Consider the following 14,418-nt stretch of genomic DNA (forward strand, 5'->3'; position numbering starts at 1 on the left):
CCCCTTTATAGGTAACCATAAAATGAAATATCTTTTTCCAATTCTTCCAAGCGGTAAGGTGTTTCTTGATAAACCGCATAGTTGATCCAATTACTAAAGAAGGTTGTCGCAGCTAGATTCCAGCGAATGCGAGGCTCTGTACTGGCATCATCGTGATCAAAATAATTCTTAGGAACATCCGGATCCAAGCCTGCCTTGACATCTCGGTTATATTCCTTAGCCAGCGTATCGCGATCATACTCCAGATGGCCAAAGCTATACACCTCACGCATGTCTGGACTGGCAATGATGGAAAGGCCAACTTCATTTCCTTGCGCGATCACCTGAAGATTGCTCTTTTCAAGGACTTCCTTCAAAGGAACATCCGTATAGCGAGAATGAGGGGCAAGGAAGCGATCGTCAAAGCCTCTCATGAGAAGACTTTCCGGACGCACCACTACTTGGTCATAGATACCGGATAGCTTGTCACAGAGCTCTACTTTTTGAATCCCGTAACGGTAGTAAAGACCAGCCTGAGCTCCCCAACAGAGGTGTAAGGTGGAAAAGACATGCCGCTTAGACCATTCAAAGACCTGGGTCAATTCTTCCCAGTAGTCTACTTCCTCAAAGTCCATCTTTTCAACAGGTGCTCCTGTCACAATCAAGCCGTCATAGTAATTATCCTTGATATCCTCAAAGGTCTTGTAGAAGCTCTCCAAATGCTCAGCCGCTGTATTCTTGGATTCATGGCTCGCCATGTAGAGGAAATCTACATTGATCTGCAAGGGCGTATTGGCAAGGAGCCGTAAGAGCTGGGTTTCTGTCGCAACCTTGGTCGGCATCAGATTCAGAATGAGAACATTCATCGGCCGAATATCCTGGTGAGTCGCCCGAACATCATCCATGACAAAAATATTTTCTGAACGAAGGATATCGACTGCTGGTAATTTTTTATCTAGAGTAATTGGCATAAAAAGCTCCCATCTTACAAGTTCTTAACTAACATTATATGATAGGAGCTTATAGTTTTCAATTATGGTTTTTCTGTAGCCAGTTATAGTATTAGACTATATTAGTAATGCATCAAGACTTTGTAGTCGTAATCGCCGATCGCTTCGCGACCTTTCAAATCATCCAACTCGATCAAGAAGGCACAACCTGCAACAACTCCACCGAGTTTTTCGATCATTTCGATGGTTGCTTTCACCGTACCACCAGTCGCCAAAAGGTCATCAACGATGAGAACACGTTGACCTGGTTTGATAGCATCGGCGTGCATGGTCAAGGTATCCACACCGTATTCTTTTTCGTAGTCAGCTGAGATGACTTCACGTGGCAATTTACCAGGTTTACGAACAGGCGCAAAACCAATACCGAGCTCGAAAGCGACCGGACATCCAACGATGAATCCACGCGCTTCAGGGCCGACGATCATGTCGATCTTCTTATCCGTCGCGTATTGAACGATTTCACGAATCGCATAACTATAAGCATTGCCATCTGCCATCAAAGGGCTGATATCACGGAAGGTAATTCCTTCTTGTGGATAGTTTTCAATGCTTGCAATGTAATCTTTTAAATTCATGGTTAACTTTCTTTCATAAAAAATTTTTTACATTCCATTATATCATGAATTCTACTAACTTGCATCATTTTTTGCCAAATCATTTTCCCAAGCTCCTGCGTCAAAAGCAAAAATCCCACACCTGAAAAAGATGCAGGATTGGAATTGGAAACATCCTTACTATTCTTCTATCAATTTATTGTACTTAATTTTCATATCACCTAGGTTTTTTAAAGAATATCGAGAGCTTCCCCTTTTGAACCAGGTGCCAAGAATGTATTGTTCAGCTACCTTCTTACTTTGCTTTTTCAACCAAGTACGGTCTTTGCCATAGGCGGCAAGTTGATCAAGAAGTTGCTGGCCTTTGTAAGTAGTACCTTTTCTAGAAAAGAATAAGCCGGTCTGTCTAAAGATTTTTTTCTTAGAATCATAGATAAATCCAAAACCAACCGTAACATCCTTATCCACATCGACTTCATATCGAAAAGTCCAATCAGTTGAATCACGAAACATCAAGACCGAAAGTCGCTCATCAACGCCAACAATTCCTTTTGAATAAGGGTAAATTTGAAATCCTTCATCTTCTTTCCAGATGCGATCGCTACCGATTGTCTCTGTAAAGGGCTTAAACATCACATAGCGCATCCATCCACCATTTTCAGAGTAGTTAATTTCTTCCATAGGGTTCCTCAAGCTCAGGTAGATTCCCAACCAATAAAGTCCAAAAAGCAGGAAGGGAGTGAGCCAGAGGAATTTTTTTAGGTGTTTTTTCATGATTCCTGACCTGTCAGATAGTCATAAATTTCGCGAACCGTTCCAAGGGCCATCAACTCCTGCTCTTTCACCGTTTGTTTAAGTTTTTGGTAGATGCTGCTTTCCGCGATTTCGCGTTTTTCTGCTTCTTTATTAACCTTCATGATGCCATTTTCAATGGTCACAAAGCCCAACTCTTGGAAGATCTGAATCATTTTGACCAAGAGGATCTGCTGGATCTTAAGATAGGCCGCTAGGTCTTTGAGTTTGTAACGGACATCGAACTCTGGGTACTGGTAGATGGTCTTATAGAGTTTGGCATACTGGTCCCTGCTACCGTATCCTGTCAGATAGTAGGCTTTGGCGATCTCATTTTTGAAATAAACGGCCTGGAAATCATGCTCTTGGAAGATTTGCCGTAGTTGCTCTAAATCCTCAGGGATATTTCCAACTACAACAGCGGGTGCTCCAGATAGATCTGGCAGTTCTTTAGTAAAATCAAGAACGGGAACACCTGCGGGGAGACTGGCATTTTTAGAGCGGATATTAAAGAGCTGCACGCCGTCCACACGCGCATCAACCAGCATGAGCTGGAGGGTTGTTTGACCATTCCATTGGTTGACCGACAACTGCACAGCTAACTCTAGGTCTTGCGCTTGTGCAAACTCTGCCTCTAGGATCCCCAAGCCAAAACCCACCACCTCAAAGGTCGCATCTTCTTGAGAAATTTTGAGTTTCAAGTGGGTATTGCCAGCTCCCATCGAGCGTGCCCCTTCTACCTTAAAGTTACGGACTAGAAAGACCGGCTTTTTATTGTCCATGCCAAAAGGACTTAAGCGATCAAAGCTTTTCAAGGTCTCAAGCGTTAGTTCTGTTAGATGCAGTTCCTCGTCGATGGCTAAGTTAGACTTGCTGCTGAGATCAATCTCTTGTTCTGCAATGTAATCCGTAAGAGCCTGAGACAAGGCAGGAAGTTGGTCTACATCTAAGGTCATCCCTGCTGCACCGGCATGCCCTCCAAAGGCGACAAAGAGCGACCGGTGGGGATCGAGGGCCTCAAAGATATTGACCGACTCAGGACTCCGAGCGCTTCCTTTAGCCCGCCCATCTTCGATGCTTAAAACAACAACTGGCTGATGAAGCTCTTCTAATAGACGGCCGGCTACAATACCAAGGACCCCTGGATTCCAACCTTCTTTGGCCAAGACCTGGGCGGACAAACTTGGATCCACCATGGTTTTAGCTTCGTCATAGATAGCTTGGACAATCTCTTTTCGTTCTTCATTCTTCTGATGAATCATGAGAGCAATCTCGTGTGCCTCTTCATCGTCAAATCCTGTCAGGAGTTCAATGGCCGGATTGGGATCATCGAGGCGGCCAAGGGCATTGAGACGAGGAGCAATCTGAAAACCAACCGTTTCTTCATTGACATCCTCCGGACGAATCCCTGCGATCTCCAAGAGCTCCTGCAAGCCCATGCGCTGGGTATGTTGGAGAACACCCAGACCATATTTGACCAGAATCCGATTCTCATCTGTCAGGCTGACCATGTCAGCAATGGTCCCAATCGCTACCAAGTCTAAGAGATCGACTGGTACTTCCTCTAGGAGGGCACAGGCCAACTTAAAGGCCACACCACATCCTGCTAGATAATGGAAGGGATAATCCGCATCTGGATGCTCCGGATGAATGATCGCATATGCATCCGGTAAAACCTCTGGCATAGAGTGGTGGTCCGTCACGATGACATCGACTCCCATCGCTTGGGCCATGGCAATGGCTTGATTTCCCGCAACCCCATTGTCCACCGTGACAATCAGGGAAATGCCTTGCTGCTCGATAAAGTATTTGTAGACGCTCTCATTGGGACCGTAGCCGTCTGTGAATCGGTTGGGTAGGTAGACTTGCACCTCTGCCCCCATCTGCTCCAAGGTTTCCTTCATAATGGAGGCCGAAGTCATCCCATCCGCATCATAGTCTCCGTAGACGAGGATCTGCTCATAATCTTCGATGGCCCGTCGGATGCGCTCCACTGCCTTGTCCATATCATGGAGCAAATAAGGGTCGTGTAGCTTCTCCAGCTTGGGTTCTAAAAAGTCTTCTAAATCCTCTTTGGTCTGAATGCCACGCTCATACAGCAAGGTTGCCACGGATGCTTCTAGGCCTGCTTTTTTGGCAAGGGCTAAAAAGGCCTCATCTGCTCTTGGCGAAGCTAACTGCCAATCGTATTTTGAAGTGATCATCTAGCTTTTGGTCTCCTCTTTTTCTTATCTGAATATTATATCATGAAAGCCGAAAATGGCGGTGGAAAAAAGGTCAAGAAGTGGTTGCGACGAAATGAACAATATCTTTTATTTTTGTTACATTTAGATTGACTTGTATACATAAAAGCTTATAATATTAGTGATAATAATCTTTTTTAAATATGTAATGGAATGATTGTTCTGTTAAAATTTGTAACGCTTATTATCACTTGAACATTATGACGCTTGTCATTTCTCTCTTTTTTCTATCTAAACAAACGTAGTTAGAGGGTTTGAGCTGATTTTATCGGTGGGTTTGTTTTCATTTTTTTCCATTAAAGGAGCAAACGTTTCATCGGTCCATCTTAAATTGAGGCGGCTGGTTTCATGGAGTGGAAATTAGAAGTCTTTCTATTTTAGGATATATCACTAAATAGAAAAACCTCGGAAAGGGCAGGCAGAAGAAAGGAAATGAGGCTAATTGAAATCTCTTTATAAAAAGATAGTTGCATTTGTAGCTATCATCGGTGTGGTAGCCTTAGGGTTGTCTGTGATTAAACCCGTAAGCGCCACTACTGTTTCACCAACTGTCTCCAACTTAAAGGCCCAAGCAAGTGGACAAAAGGTTACCTTTTCATTTGACTGGGATTTAACTGGTAAATCAGTTAAAGAAGGCGATACGTTTACTATTGATGCTCCAGAAGGTGTCAACATCACTGAAATTGCAACACAATCACTTCAAGCAAATGGCGCTGAAGTAGCGACCATTACGATGACAAACAAAAAGATTACTTTTACCTTTAAAAAAGCCATCGAATCCATGAACCAAAACGTTAAGGGTGGCTTCTCATACCAAGTAGTGTGGGACAGCACTCCAGGAAATCCTGGAAACAAAACTGCCACTTCTAAGGTTGGATCTGAATCCGTTGTCATCACTCGTCCTGATGGTCCTGGTGTATTTGAATCTGTCTTAAATAAATACAACCTTACAGGTGACTATGTATCTAAGGAATTCAAATTAGACGTATCTGAAAACTGGGCATGGTTGAATGTTGGGGATGACTACTATCTAACAAAATGGTTTATCCGTATCAATGGAGATGGTAAAAAACAAGCCATCACAAACCCTGTTGTATCAGATAAAATCCAAGCTCCAGCCGTCGATTACTCAAAAATCACTTTTGCTCCTGCTGCTAACCACGCTGCAAATGAATTCTTTGTGGGAACTTACTTGAAACCATCCTTCACTTTAAGAAAAGGTGGACAAGTGATTGCTTCAGGTTGGGACTTCTGGAAACATGTGAAATTCGATGCGGACGGCAATGGATTTACCGTGAATTTATCAGATGTCAGTGATGTCTTTAAAACAGCTTCTAGCGATGAATTGATCGTTGAATACCAAACATTAATTCCTAAGACAACCATTCGCGTTGACAACAATGCTACATTGACAGCTGATGAAATCACAACACCTCAAACTGACCCAGCATTCTGGAACAACACTGAATTGAAATTCTGGCTAACTGGTGACACAACTGTGACTGTTCAAAAAGAATGGGTTGGTGACGATGAAGCTGACCGTAAAGATATTACTGTTCAATTGTATGCGGACGGCAAAGCCTTGGATGGGTTAACACAAACCCTTACAAAAGCTTCTGGCTGGAAAGCAGCATTTACGAAATTGCCAGGTATCAAAGACGGTAAGAAGATTGAGTACTCAGTAGTGGAAACAAACACTCCAGAAGGTTACACTTCTAAAGTTGAGAAAATTGATGATGACAACGTGATTAAAGTGGTCAACACATCAAATAAACCAACTACAACTACCACAACTACTACGACTCAAGAGACTACAACCACAACCACTACGACTCAAGAGCCGACTACCACAACTACTACGACTCAAGAGCCGACTACCACAACCACTACGACTCAAGAGCCTACAACTACAACTACTACGACTCAAGAGCCTACAACCACAACTACTACGACTCAAGAGCCCACAACTACAACTACTACGACTCAAGAGCCTACAACCACAACTACTACGACTCAAGAGCCCACAACTACAACTACTACAACTCAAGAGCCTAAGACTACTGTAACTACTACGCCTGAGACTCCTGATACAACTGTTTCAACAGAAGAGCCTAAGACTACTGTAACAACTACCGATGAACCTAAGACTACCGAAGCGACTACAACACCAGAAGAACCAGAAAACCACAATAGTAGTGAAGAAGATACAACAACTACTACTGTAGAACCTAAGACTACACCCGAAAATCCAAATAAACCTGAACATTCTGGTACTACAACGACACCAAGTGCGCCAGGTTCCAATGGTGAAAACAATGGTGGAGGTCACAAAACACTTCTTCCTAATACAGGTGAAGTTGTTGCATCTGGACTTGTCTTCTCAGGAATTCTTGTCTTAGCAGGTGCTGTTGGAATCAAACGGAAATTGACTGATAACTAATCGTATCATTAGGAACAGTCCTTACTTCTATCAACCCCCTAACGAAGAAACTTCTACTCTCATTCATAGAAGTTGAAACAAATAGAGAGAACCGAAAGGTTCTCTTTTTTATCCTGTTTTTCTTTAATAGATAACAAAAACAGCTCAGGGACCTTCATCTTGAGCTGTCGTTTTTCCTATTTCACCTTTTTTACTGATCCAATTTCACAACCTGTCCATCCTTAACGTTAAAATGATAGGAGATGGATTCATGATCTTTATTCTTGAAATCCAGGTAATAGAAATCATAGTCACCATCTGGAAGAACACTAGCATCCAACTTTTTAGCGGCAGCTTTTAAATCCTTTTCCTGGATGGATTGGTCGTCTTCTACTGAGATCATCATACGAACCATCCCCTTTTGAATAAGGGTGGCGTACGGAATCTGGTAATAACCTGCGAAATCTTTCTTTCCTTCTTGCCTATTTTGAGTTCTTCCAGTTCTTCTGCAACCTCCTTTTGATAAGAAGAACTAACATTGGGGAGAAAATGAAAATAAGAGAGAGTCATTCCTAAATCCTGCTTTTTAAGCTTATCCAGTAGTTGGGCTTCTTTTTTCTGTACTGCCTTCTGCTCTGTAAAAACTTCTTTATAACTTGGAGTGGTTTGTCCATAGGGATCAGACCAGTCATTTTGTAAGAAAGCATGCACCTCAAGAGGTACGGTTTGACCGTCATAGGTTTTCTCCGAATAAGTAAAATCGACTTTATAACCTGGAATTTCTAAAGCCTGCCAGGAAAGACGATTAATTTTAACATCCCCATGCAGACCAACCTTAGCAAGTTCACTGCTGACAACTTCCTTCGCTTTTTTATAATCACTCGGTGTCATGATCTTACAACTGGAAAGAAGGAGGCAACAAAGGACAAGTGGAATTCCTGCGAATAGTTTGAAATCATTGAGTTTCATAGCCTGACCTCCTTGCTAAATTTAACCTAATCTCCTCCTCATTTTACCATCAATCCCCCCTTTTGTCAGTCAAATAGATAGAGGCTGGGACAAAAGTCCTAGTCTCTCAATTATTTTTGGATTGTCGAGCAAGACGCAGTGGTTGAGTGGGCTCTACTACGCTGATTTCATCAGCTTTTACAGCCCTACTCAACTTTGCGGAGGTGGGATGACGAAATCGAATTCTAACGAATTACCGATTAATGTCCCACTCTCTATTTTATATAAATCATCCCTGTACAGGCTTGCTCGGAAAGTTCGACAAAGCCGAGAGACTGGTAAAAGGCTAGATTTTTTTCGCTACGTTCAGTGGCAAGGAGCCGTTGATAGACATTTGGAAAGGTCGCTAAAGCCTCTTCTAAGAGTTTCCTTCCGATACCTTGACGCTGATGATCTGGTCTTACCAAAAGGTCCTGCACAAAAATAACCGAGTGGCCATCACCTACCAAGCGAATGTAGGCGACGAGCTCTTTCTCATCATAGACGGCCAACTGCCAGAGACTAGCTTTGACAGCTTGTTCCAGCATAGATGGGTTGTTGGTATAATTGGTCCAACCAACCGAGCCGTAGAGTGCGAGTAGGTCTGTCATCGCTGGAATTTCTTTTTTATAATCTAACATCTTAACTCCTTTTTAACCTATAGTGCTGGAAGAAGGCGATATCCCGGTAAGGGGACTCTTGGCAAACAGCTAGCTCCATCTCAAGCATAGACTCTCGCCAGCCTTCTTGGCCCTTGAAGCGGTTGTCCTGCAATGCATAAAAGACTCGGATCCCTTGGTAGTCCTGAACTTCGAGGGCTAGATCTTCTACTGCTCTATCTAGATCATAGGCCTGAGCCAAGCCCATGAAGTGAGTTTCCAAGTTCTGACCTGCTAAGAGATCAAGCGCCTTCTGAGGATCATTTTCAAAAACGACGGTCTGCAGAACGCGGCCAACCTCATTGTGCTTGACGATAGAGAGCAGGCCTCCTGGTTTCAAGAGACGAGTGAATTCCTTTAGAATCACCTTGCGATCCTCTACATACTCCAAGACATTGTGGCAGAGAATGACATCAAAGCTAGCATCTTCAAGACTTGCTAACTGGTCCAGACTTCCGACGAATTGCTGGTAGGGATGGTCCTGGGCCCGCAAAGCCACCATTTCCTCATTAGGTTCCACAGCAAGGACCTCATTGTCTTGTGCCAGGTGGTTGGCTACAAGGCCAAAACCACTCCCGAAATCAAGCACCCGCTTCCCCTTGATGTCCTGTAATTGAGCAAAAAGGATATCATAATAGATCTGTCCCCAGGGTTGCTGGAGGTTTTCTAAATAGGCTTGAATATTTGCGGCCATCGATCTCCTCCTATTTGAAGTTAAACATCTTGCTGGCTAGCTTGTCCGAGATGCGTGGGAAAAGGGTATAGAGCTTGTGGGTCAGGTTCAAGAGCCAAGGCAGATTGAGCTCACGTTTTGGTTTTCCAAAGCTTTTCACGATCTTCTTAGCCACAAAGTCTGGTTCCAAAATGTAGCGATCCACAGCCTTGACATAGCTTCCGTCTGGGTCTGCCTGATCAAAGAAAGTGGTCCGAATGGGGCCTGGATTGACCGTCGTCACATGGACACCAAAGGGCATGAGTTCCAAGCGCAGGGCATTGGAGAAACCAATGGCCGCAAACTTGGTGGCCGAATAAAGGCTGGATTTGGCAGTTGCGACGAGACCCGCCATGCTGACGATGTTGACGATGTGCCCCTTTCCTGCTGCCTTCATGTGCGCACCCATCAAGCGTGAAAACTGCATGAGGGCAAAGGTATTGACCTCAAACATTTCCTGCACCTGCTGGTCAGAAATGCGATCAAAGGCCTCAAAAATCCCATAGCCTGCGTTGTTGACCAAGATATCAATCTGCCCGTAGCGCTGATAGAGCTCTTCTACCAAATCTTGGACGGCTGAGGAATCAGTGATATCAATCCCGATGCATTCAGCTTGAGGATGACTGGCATAGAGTTGTTCCAGTTTTTCTTGATTTCTACCTAGGAGAATCAGCCGATCTTCAGGGAGGAGCTTGACCATTTCTTGGGCCAAGCCTCCACTTGCTCCTGTTATGAGAATGGTTCGCATCTTAGATCTCCACTTCTTCCAAATCTTTGACGACATAGACATTTTCAAAAATGCTGGATGCATCCTTGCGCAATTGGCTGATGTCTTTTGATAAGAAGCGAGCACTGATGTGGTTCAAAAGAAGGCGCTTGGCTCCAGCTTCACGCGCCACTTCTGCCGCCTGCATATTGGTCGAGTGGCCGTGTTTCTTAGCAATCTTCTCATCGCCCTTGCCATAGGTAGACTCATGGACGAGGACATCCGCATTGACTCCAAGGCGGACGCTAGCATCAGTCTTTCTGGTATCTCCGAGGATCGTGATAATCTTACCAGGCCGAGGGGCTGAAATATAATCCGCTGCAATGATCTTAGTCCCATCTTCCAGGGTGACATCTTGTCCATTTTTGACCTGACCAAAGAGCGGACCAAAAGGAACCCCTGCTGTCTTCAGCTTGTCCGCATCCAGTGTTCCTTCGAGGTCCTTCTGCATGATCCGGTAACCCACACAGAAAATGGTGTGGTCCAAAGCTTCCGCATAAACCGTGAATTTATCGGTTTCTAAAATCTTACCTAGAGAATGTTCATCGAATTCATGAAAATGGATGCGATAAGGCAGGCGAGAACCTGATACGCGAAGACTAGTCATCACAAAGGATTTGATCCCTACTGGTCCATAGATATCCAGATCCGTCTGCTCTTCATTGGCCTGGAAGGCCCGGCTAGAGAGGAAACCTGGCAAACCAAAAATATGGTCTCCGTGTAAGTGAGTGATAAAGATCTTGCTAACCTTTCGTGGACGAATGGTCGTTTCTAAAATTTGATTCTGTGTCGCTTCACCACAATCAAAGAGCCAGACTTCATTGATCTCATCTAGCAATTTGAGCGCCAAGCTCGATACATTTCGGGCTTTTGAGGGTTGCCCAGCTCCCGTTCCTAAAAATTGAATGTCCATTGTCTACTTTCTATCTATATAAATCATGGCCGTCCGGTTCTCTGAACGGAAAGAAAGGTTGCCTGGGTAGGCTTGCGCTAGCTCAAGGAGCTCCTCTTGGTTATATCCTGACAGTTTCAAGCGTCCATCTTCCAAGCTCATCAAGTCAGTCAGGGCGGAGAGGGCTTCTGTTTTAGTGACCACTTCTGGGCCGGCCTCTTGCAGACAGATCTTGCCATCTTTTTCAAAGACCAAACAATGAGGAAAGATCTCTGCAATTTCGAATAAAATCGAAGAGGTGATATCCTCTGCTGGATGTTCAGCAAAGACACAGGCTAGCTCTTCATTTACGTAAGCCAAGCCATAAGACTTACCTGATAAGTTGAGGCGGATAAAGGGATTTCGTTCATCAAAGGTTTGCTGAACTGTGAATAAGTCAAATGCCCGACTCAAGTCCAAGAAATAATCCATGGCCTCCTTGGGGCTCTTCTTTTGATAGAGCTCAGCAAAATAGGCGTTGATCACACTTGGGGGAGGCGTAATCACACGGAGACGCAATTCCTCAGGGATCGTGCTTAAAAGATTGGTCAGATAGACCCGATCGAGGCTGGTATAGCCTCCATATTTTATTGCTAAATCAACGTAATCCGTCATAAAATTCTTCCAACTTCCACTTATTTTTCTCTGCGATATAGCCTTGAATGACCTCGATGTCTTCTTCAAATTCGCGCTGGTCAATGATCGCTACTGTTTCTAGATCATGTGTCCGATAAGATTTTGAAAAAGGAACGCGAATGGTAAAGGGAACAAAGAGTTCTCTCAGTTTTTCTAGTAGCAAAGCCTGGAGATCTTCACGGGCTGTCTCAGAGCGTGCTGAAATCAAGCTAAAAGGTGTCTGGGTTGGTGTAAAGTCTGCTACTTTATCTGCTTTGTTGTAAAGCGTCAAGCGAGGGATCTCCAGCATATCTAGGTCCTTCATGATCGAAAGCACCGTCTTTTCATGCTCTTCATGATTGGGATCAGACGCATCGATGACATGGACCAGGAGGTCCACATTCTTACTTTCTTCCAAGGTCGACTTAAAGCTCGATACCAGCTCTGTTGGTAGATCTTGGATAAAGCCAACCGTATCGGTCAGCGTCACTTGCAGATTGCCTGTTAGATGGATGCTCTTGGTTGTGGCGTCCAAGGTCGCAAAGAGTTCATCGGCTTCATACTGGCTCTTACTGGTCAGCTGATTCATAATGGTCGACTTTCCTGCATTGGTATAGCCGATCAAACCAATCTTGAAGACAGGTGATTCCAAGCGTTTTTCACGAAGGGTTTCCCGGTTCTTTTCAACTGCCTTGAGCTGGCGCTCGATATCGGTGATTTGATTGCGAACGCTCCGGCGGTTCAACTCCAGCTGACTTTCCCCTGGACCACGAGAACCAATTCCCCCAGCCTGACGGCTAAGCATGATCCCTTGACCGACAAGGCGTGGCAAAAGGTATTTGAGCTGGGCCAAGTGCACCTGCAACTTCCCTTCATGACTCCTAGCCCGCATGGCAAAGATATCTAAAATCAACTGCATCCGGTCAATGACCTTGACCCCAAGGATTTCTTCTAAGTTGACATTTTGACGGGGGGTCAGGCGATTATTGACCACTACGGTCGTAATCTCATCTGCTTCGACCATTTGCGCGATTTCTTCTAGTTTTCCTGAGCCGACAAAGGTCTTGGTATCGTATTTTTCCCGCTTTTGTGTATAGGAACCCCGGACATCTCCACCAGCTGTTTTAGCCAGGCTCGCCAACTCCTCCATAGACATGTCAAAATTGTCCATGCCTTGAAGTTCCACACCAATCAAAAGGATGCGTTCTTGTTTCTTTTCTGTTTCAATCATGTTACAAAAACTCCTTTACATCTGCAAGAACCTGCTCCTTGAAGTGAGGTGCAGAAATGGCGTAAAAGGTCACTTCCATTCGATTTCGAAACCAAGTCAACTGCCGTTTGGCAAACCGCCGCGTATTGCGCTTGAGGATCTCACTGGCTTCCTCAAGGCTCTGCTCTCCCTTAAAGTAAGGAAAGAGTTCCTTGTACCCAATGCCTTTAGCTGCCTGAACCTCCGGATGGTCATCATAGAGCCAACGGGCTTCATCCAGCAAGCCTTCCTCTAGCATGCGATCTACTCGGCGATTGATGCGATCATAGATCAAGGACCGTTCATCATCTAGACAGATGAGATAGGGTTCATAATCGGTCTCTTCGTTTGCGAGGTCCTGCCCAAAATGCGCAATTTCAAGAGCCCGCATGGCCCGACGGCGATTGAGCTGAGGAATCACAAGTCCTTGCTCCGCCACTCTTTGGTACAAGTCTTCCTCCGACAACAAGTCCAATTGAGCGCGATAGGCCAGAATCTCTTCATGAGGAACTTCACCACCTAAATGATAACCTTCGAGCAAACTTTGGATGTAAAGACCCGTCCCACCTGCAATGATAGGAAGCTTTCCTCGAGCTGTGATATCTTCAATGGCAGTCTTGGCTTCTCTTACAAAATCAAAAGCCGAGTAAGACTCGGTCACCTCCCGTACATCGATTAAATGATGGGGAGCTGCAGCTTGCTCTTTTGGTGTCGCCTTGGCTGTTCCAATATCCAGCTTGCGATAGACTTGCTGACTATCGCCACTGATAATCTCACCATTGAGAGCTTGTGCTAAATCGATCGCAAGAGCTGTCTTTCCAACAGCAGTCGGTCCCACAATCACAATTATCTTGGTTTTCATCGTTTTTCCTTGCAAAATTCACGTTTTTTCGTTACCATATATTATAACATAAATATTTAAAGTTCAGAAAAGGAGAAATTCTCATGGCTAAAGGATTTGGTAAAGGTTTTGTTACTGGTGTTGCTGGTACAGTTGCTGCTGTCGCAGGTGCAGTTTACACATTCAAGAAAAAAGTAATCGAACCAGAAGAACAAAAAGCGACTTTCATCGAAGAAAACCGCAAAAAAGCAAGACGTCGCCGTGTCTCACACTAATCATTCAAAAAGCTCCGGGAAACCGGAGCTTTTTTTTGTGTGGTTCAAAGAAAATTAGATTGAAATTTCACCGTTCTTTAATCATTTTCGTTGCGATCTCCAAGAGCTCCACTCCCATCTGAAAATGCTCGTCTAACAAATCATAGACGGCATCTTCGGACAAGACACCACAAGGAAGATCGTCTGGAAAGTCAGCTTGATTGGGCAGATCCAAGTCATCAAAATAAACCTGACTACTATAATAATCGCGCAGTTGGATATAGCTCTCTTGATGCTCTCTTAGTTGATCCACTGCTTTTTTGGTTTCTTCCAAAGTCTTGGCATAGTCATTCAAATAACTTTCCATTCTTTGGATCCGTTCGATGTTTTCCTGTGCAATTGCCATG

Annotated in this window: 16 protein-coding genes; 2 read left to right on the plus strand and 14 right to left on the minus strand. The window is 44.4% G+C overall.

All coding sequences use genetic code 11. The features are described 5' to 3' along the window. Window positions 1-5 precede the first annotated feature (5 nt). The 4 genes from metA to recJ all read right to left on the minus strand — a co-directional run bounded on the left by metA (window position 6) and on the right by recJ (window position 4,539). Window positions 6-950, minus strand: coding sequence for a homoserine O-succinyltransferase (gene metA / locus AB4X21_RS06900; protein ID WP_320910576.1), 945 nt, complete (start codon window positions 948-950; stop codon window positions 6-8). Between the two features lie 101 nt (window positions 951-1,051). Next, window positions 1,052-1,564 carry an adenine phosphoribosyltransferase gene (locus AB4X21_RS06905; protein WP_003002788.1) on the minus strand — a complete coding sequence of 171 codons (513 nt, stop codon included), beginning with the start codon at window positions 1,562-1,564 and terminating at the stop codon, window positions 1,052-1,054. Window positions 1,565-1,723: 159 nt separating this feature from the next. After that, window positions 1,724-2,317, minus strand: coding sequence for a TipC family immunity protein (locus AB4X21_RS06910; protein ID WP_270299609.1), 594 nt, complete (start codon window positions 2,315-2,317; stop codon window positions 1,724-1,726). After that, window positions 2,314-4,539: a single-stranded-DNA-specific exonuclease RecJ gene (gene recJ / locus AB4X21_RS06915; RefSeq protein WP_369087705.1), complete on the minus strand. Its 2,226-nt coding sequence runs from the start codon at window positions 4,537-4,539 to the stop codon at window positions 2,314-2,316. Before recJ ends, AB4X21_RS06910 begins: the two co-directional genes overlap by 4 nt. A gap of 481 nt (window positions 4,540-5,020) precedes the next feature. On the opposite strand from recJ, the gene AB4X21_RS06920 reads away from it, so the two are divergent. Then, window positions 5,021-7,018 (plus strand): Cna B-type domain-containing protein, encoded by a 1,998-nt coding sequence (locus AB4X21_RS06920; RefSeq protein WP_369087706.1) that lies wholly within the window; start codon window positions 5,021-5,023, stop codon window positions 7,016-7,018. 190 nt (window positions 7,019-7,208) lie between these two features. Here AB4X21_RS06920 and AB4X21_RS06925 read toward each other — a convergent pair whose 3' ends face one another. The 9 genes from AB4X21_RS06925 to miaA form a co-directional block, all read right to left on the minus strand. Continuing rightward, a complete protein-coding gene (locus tag AB4X21_RS06925; RefSeq protein WP_369087707.1) occupies window positions 7,209-7,403 on the minus strand; it encodes a hypothetical protein in 195 nt (64 codons plus the stop codon). After that, entirely contained in the window at window positions 7,400-7,966 is a 567-nt protein-coding gene (locus AB4X21_RS06930) for a hypothetical protein (RefSeq protein WP_369087708.1), read from the minus strand. The genes AB4X21_RS06925 and AB4X21_RS06930 overlap by 4 nt, the downstream gene beginning before the upstream one ends. Before the next feature lie 254 nt (window positions 7,967-8,220). After that, the gene (locus tag AB4X21_RS06935) at window positions 8,221-8,625 is read right to left on the minus strand and encodes a GNAT family N-acetyltransferase (protein ID WP_369087709.1); all 405 of its coding nucleotides are present in this window, start codon (window positions 8,623-8,625) and stop codon (window positions 8,221-8,223) included. A gap of 1 nt (window position 8,626) precedes the next feature. Beyond that, window positions 8,627-9,337: a methyltransferase domain-containing protein gene (locus AB4X21_RS06940; RefSeq protein ID WP_320910570.1), complete on the minus strand. Its 711-nt coding sequence runs from the start codon at window positions 9,335-9,337 to the stop codon at window positions 8,627-8,629. A gap of 10 nt (window positions 9,338-9,347) precedes the next feature. Beyond that, entirely contained in the window at window positions 9,348-10,103 is a 756-nt protein-coding gene (locus AB4X21_RS06945; protein WP_320910569.1) for an SDR family oxidoreductase, read from the minus strand. 1 nt (window position 10,104) lies between these two features. Beyond that, window positions 10,105-11,034 (minus strand): ribonuclease Z, encoded by a 930-nt coding sequence (gene rnz, locus AB4X21_RS06950; RefSeq protein WP_320910568.1) that lies wholly within the window; start codon window positions 11,032-11,034, stop codon window positions 10,105-10,107. Window positions 11,035-11,037: 3 nt separating this feature from the next. Continuing rightward, window positions 11,038-11,667 carry a cystathionine beta-lyase gene (locus tag AB4X21_RS06955; RefSeq protein WP_369087710.1) on the minus strand — a complete coding sequence of 210 codons (630 nt, stop codon included), beginning with the start codon at window positions 11,665-11,667 and terminating at the stop codon, window positions 11,038-11,040. After that, complete coding sequence (gene hflX / locus AB4X21_RS06960) at window positions 11,651-12,898, minus strand: GTPase HflX (RefSeq protein WP_320910566.1); 1,248 nt, start codon at window positions 12,896-12,898, stop codon at window positions 11,651-11,653. Before hflX ends, AB4X21_RS06955 begins: the two co-directional genes overlap by 17 nt. Before the next feature lies 1 nt (window position 12,899). Beyond that, window positions 12,900-13,778, minus strand: coding sequence for a tRNA (adenosine(37)-N6)-dimethylallyltransferase MiaA (gene miaA / locus AB4X21_RS06965; protein WP_320910565.1), 879 nt, complete (start codon window positions 13,776-13,778; stop codon window positions 12,900-12,902). Window positions 13,779-13,861: 83 nt separating this feature from the next. Between miaA and AB4X21_RS06970 the strand changes: the two genes are divergently transcribed. Beyond that, entirely contained in the window at window positions 13,862-14,032 is a 171-nt protein-coding gene (locus AB4X21_RS06970; RefSeq protein WP_369087711.1) for a DUF3042 family protein, read from the plus strand. A 67-nt stretch (window positions 14,033-14,099) separates the two neighbouring features. Here the strand turns inward: AB4X21_RS06970 and AB4X21_RS06975 are convergent, their stop codons facing one another. Then, window positions 14,100-14,417 (minus strand): DUF4298 domain-containing protein, encoded by a 318-nt coding sequence (locus AB4X21_RS06975; RefSeq protein ID WP_369087712.1) that lies wholly within the window; start codon window positions 14,415-14,417, stop codon window positions 14,100-14,102. Window position 14,418: the final 1 nt, after the last annotated feature.

This window comes from Streptococcus sp. CP1998 (assembly GCF_041026655.1).
Taxonomy (GTDB): domain Bacteria; phylum Bacillota; class Bacilli; order Lactobacillales; family Streptococcaceae; genus Streptococcus; species Streptococcus dentalis.

Coding starts and splice junctions, on each gene's coding strand:
- AB4X21_RS06925 (WP_369087707.1), bottom strand. CDS start 7,403: ATGATGATCTCAGTAGAAGACGACCAATCCATCCAGGAAAAGGATTTA.
- AB4X21_RS06910 (WP_270299609.1), bottom strand. CDS start 2,317: ATGAAAAAACACCTAAAAAAATTCCTCTGGCTCACTCCCTTCCTGCTT.
- miaA (WP_320910565.1), bottom strand. CDS start 13,778: ATGAAAACCAAGATAATTGTGATTGTGGGACCGACTGCTGTTGGAAAG.
- metA (WP_320910576.1), bottom strand. CDS start 950: ATGCCAATTACTCTAGATAAAAAATTACCAGCAGTCGATATCCTTCGT.
- AB4X21_RS06935 (WP_369087709.1), bottom strand. CDS start 8,625: ATGTTAGATTATAAAAAAGAAATTCCAGCGATGACAGACCTACTCGCA.
- recJ (WP_369087705.1), bottom strand. CDS start 4,539: ATGATCACTTCAAAATACGATTGGCAGTTAGCTTCGCCAAGAGCAGAT.
- AB4X21_RS06930 (WP_369087708.1), bottom strand. CDS start 7,966: ATGAAACTCAATGATTTCAAACTATTCGCAGGAATTCCACTTGTCCTT.
- hflX (WP_320910566.1), bottom strand. CDS start 12,898: ATGATTGAAACAGAAAAGAAACAAGAACGCATCCTTTTGATTGGTGTG.
- AB4X21_RS06975 (WP_369087712.1), bottom strand. CDS start 14,417: ATGGCAATTGCACAGGAAAACATCGAACGGATCCAAAGAATGGAAAGT.
- AB4X21_RS06970 (WP_369087711.1), top strand. CDS start 13,862: ATGGCTAAAGGATTTGGTAAAGGTTTTGTTACTGGTGTTGCTGGTACA.
- AB4X21_RS06905 (WP_003002788.1), bottom strand. CDS start 1,564: ATGAATTTAAAAGATTACATTGCAAGCATTGAAAACTATCCACAAGAA.
- AB4X21_RS06955 (WP_369087710.1), bottom strand. CDS start 11,667: ATGACGGATTACGTTGATTTAGCAATAAAATATGGAGGCTATACCAGC.
- AB4X21_RS06945 (WP_320910569.1), bottom strand. CDS start 10,103: ATGCGAACCATTCTCATAACAGGAGCAAGTGGAGGCTTGGCCCAAGAA.
- rnz (WP_320910568.1), bottom strand. CDS start 11,034: ATGGACATTCAATTTTTAGGAACGGGAGCTGGGCAACCCTCAAAAGCC.
- AB4X21_RS06940 (WP_320910570.1), bottom strand. CDS start 9,337: ATGGCCGCAAATATTCAAGCCTATTTAGAAAACCTCCAGCAACCCTGG.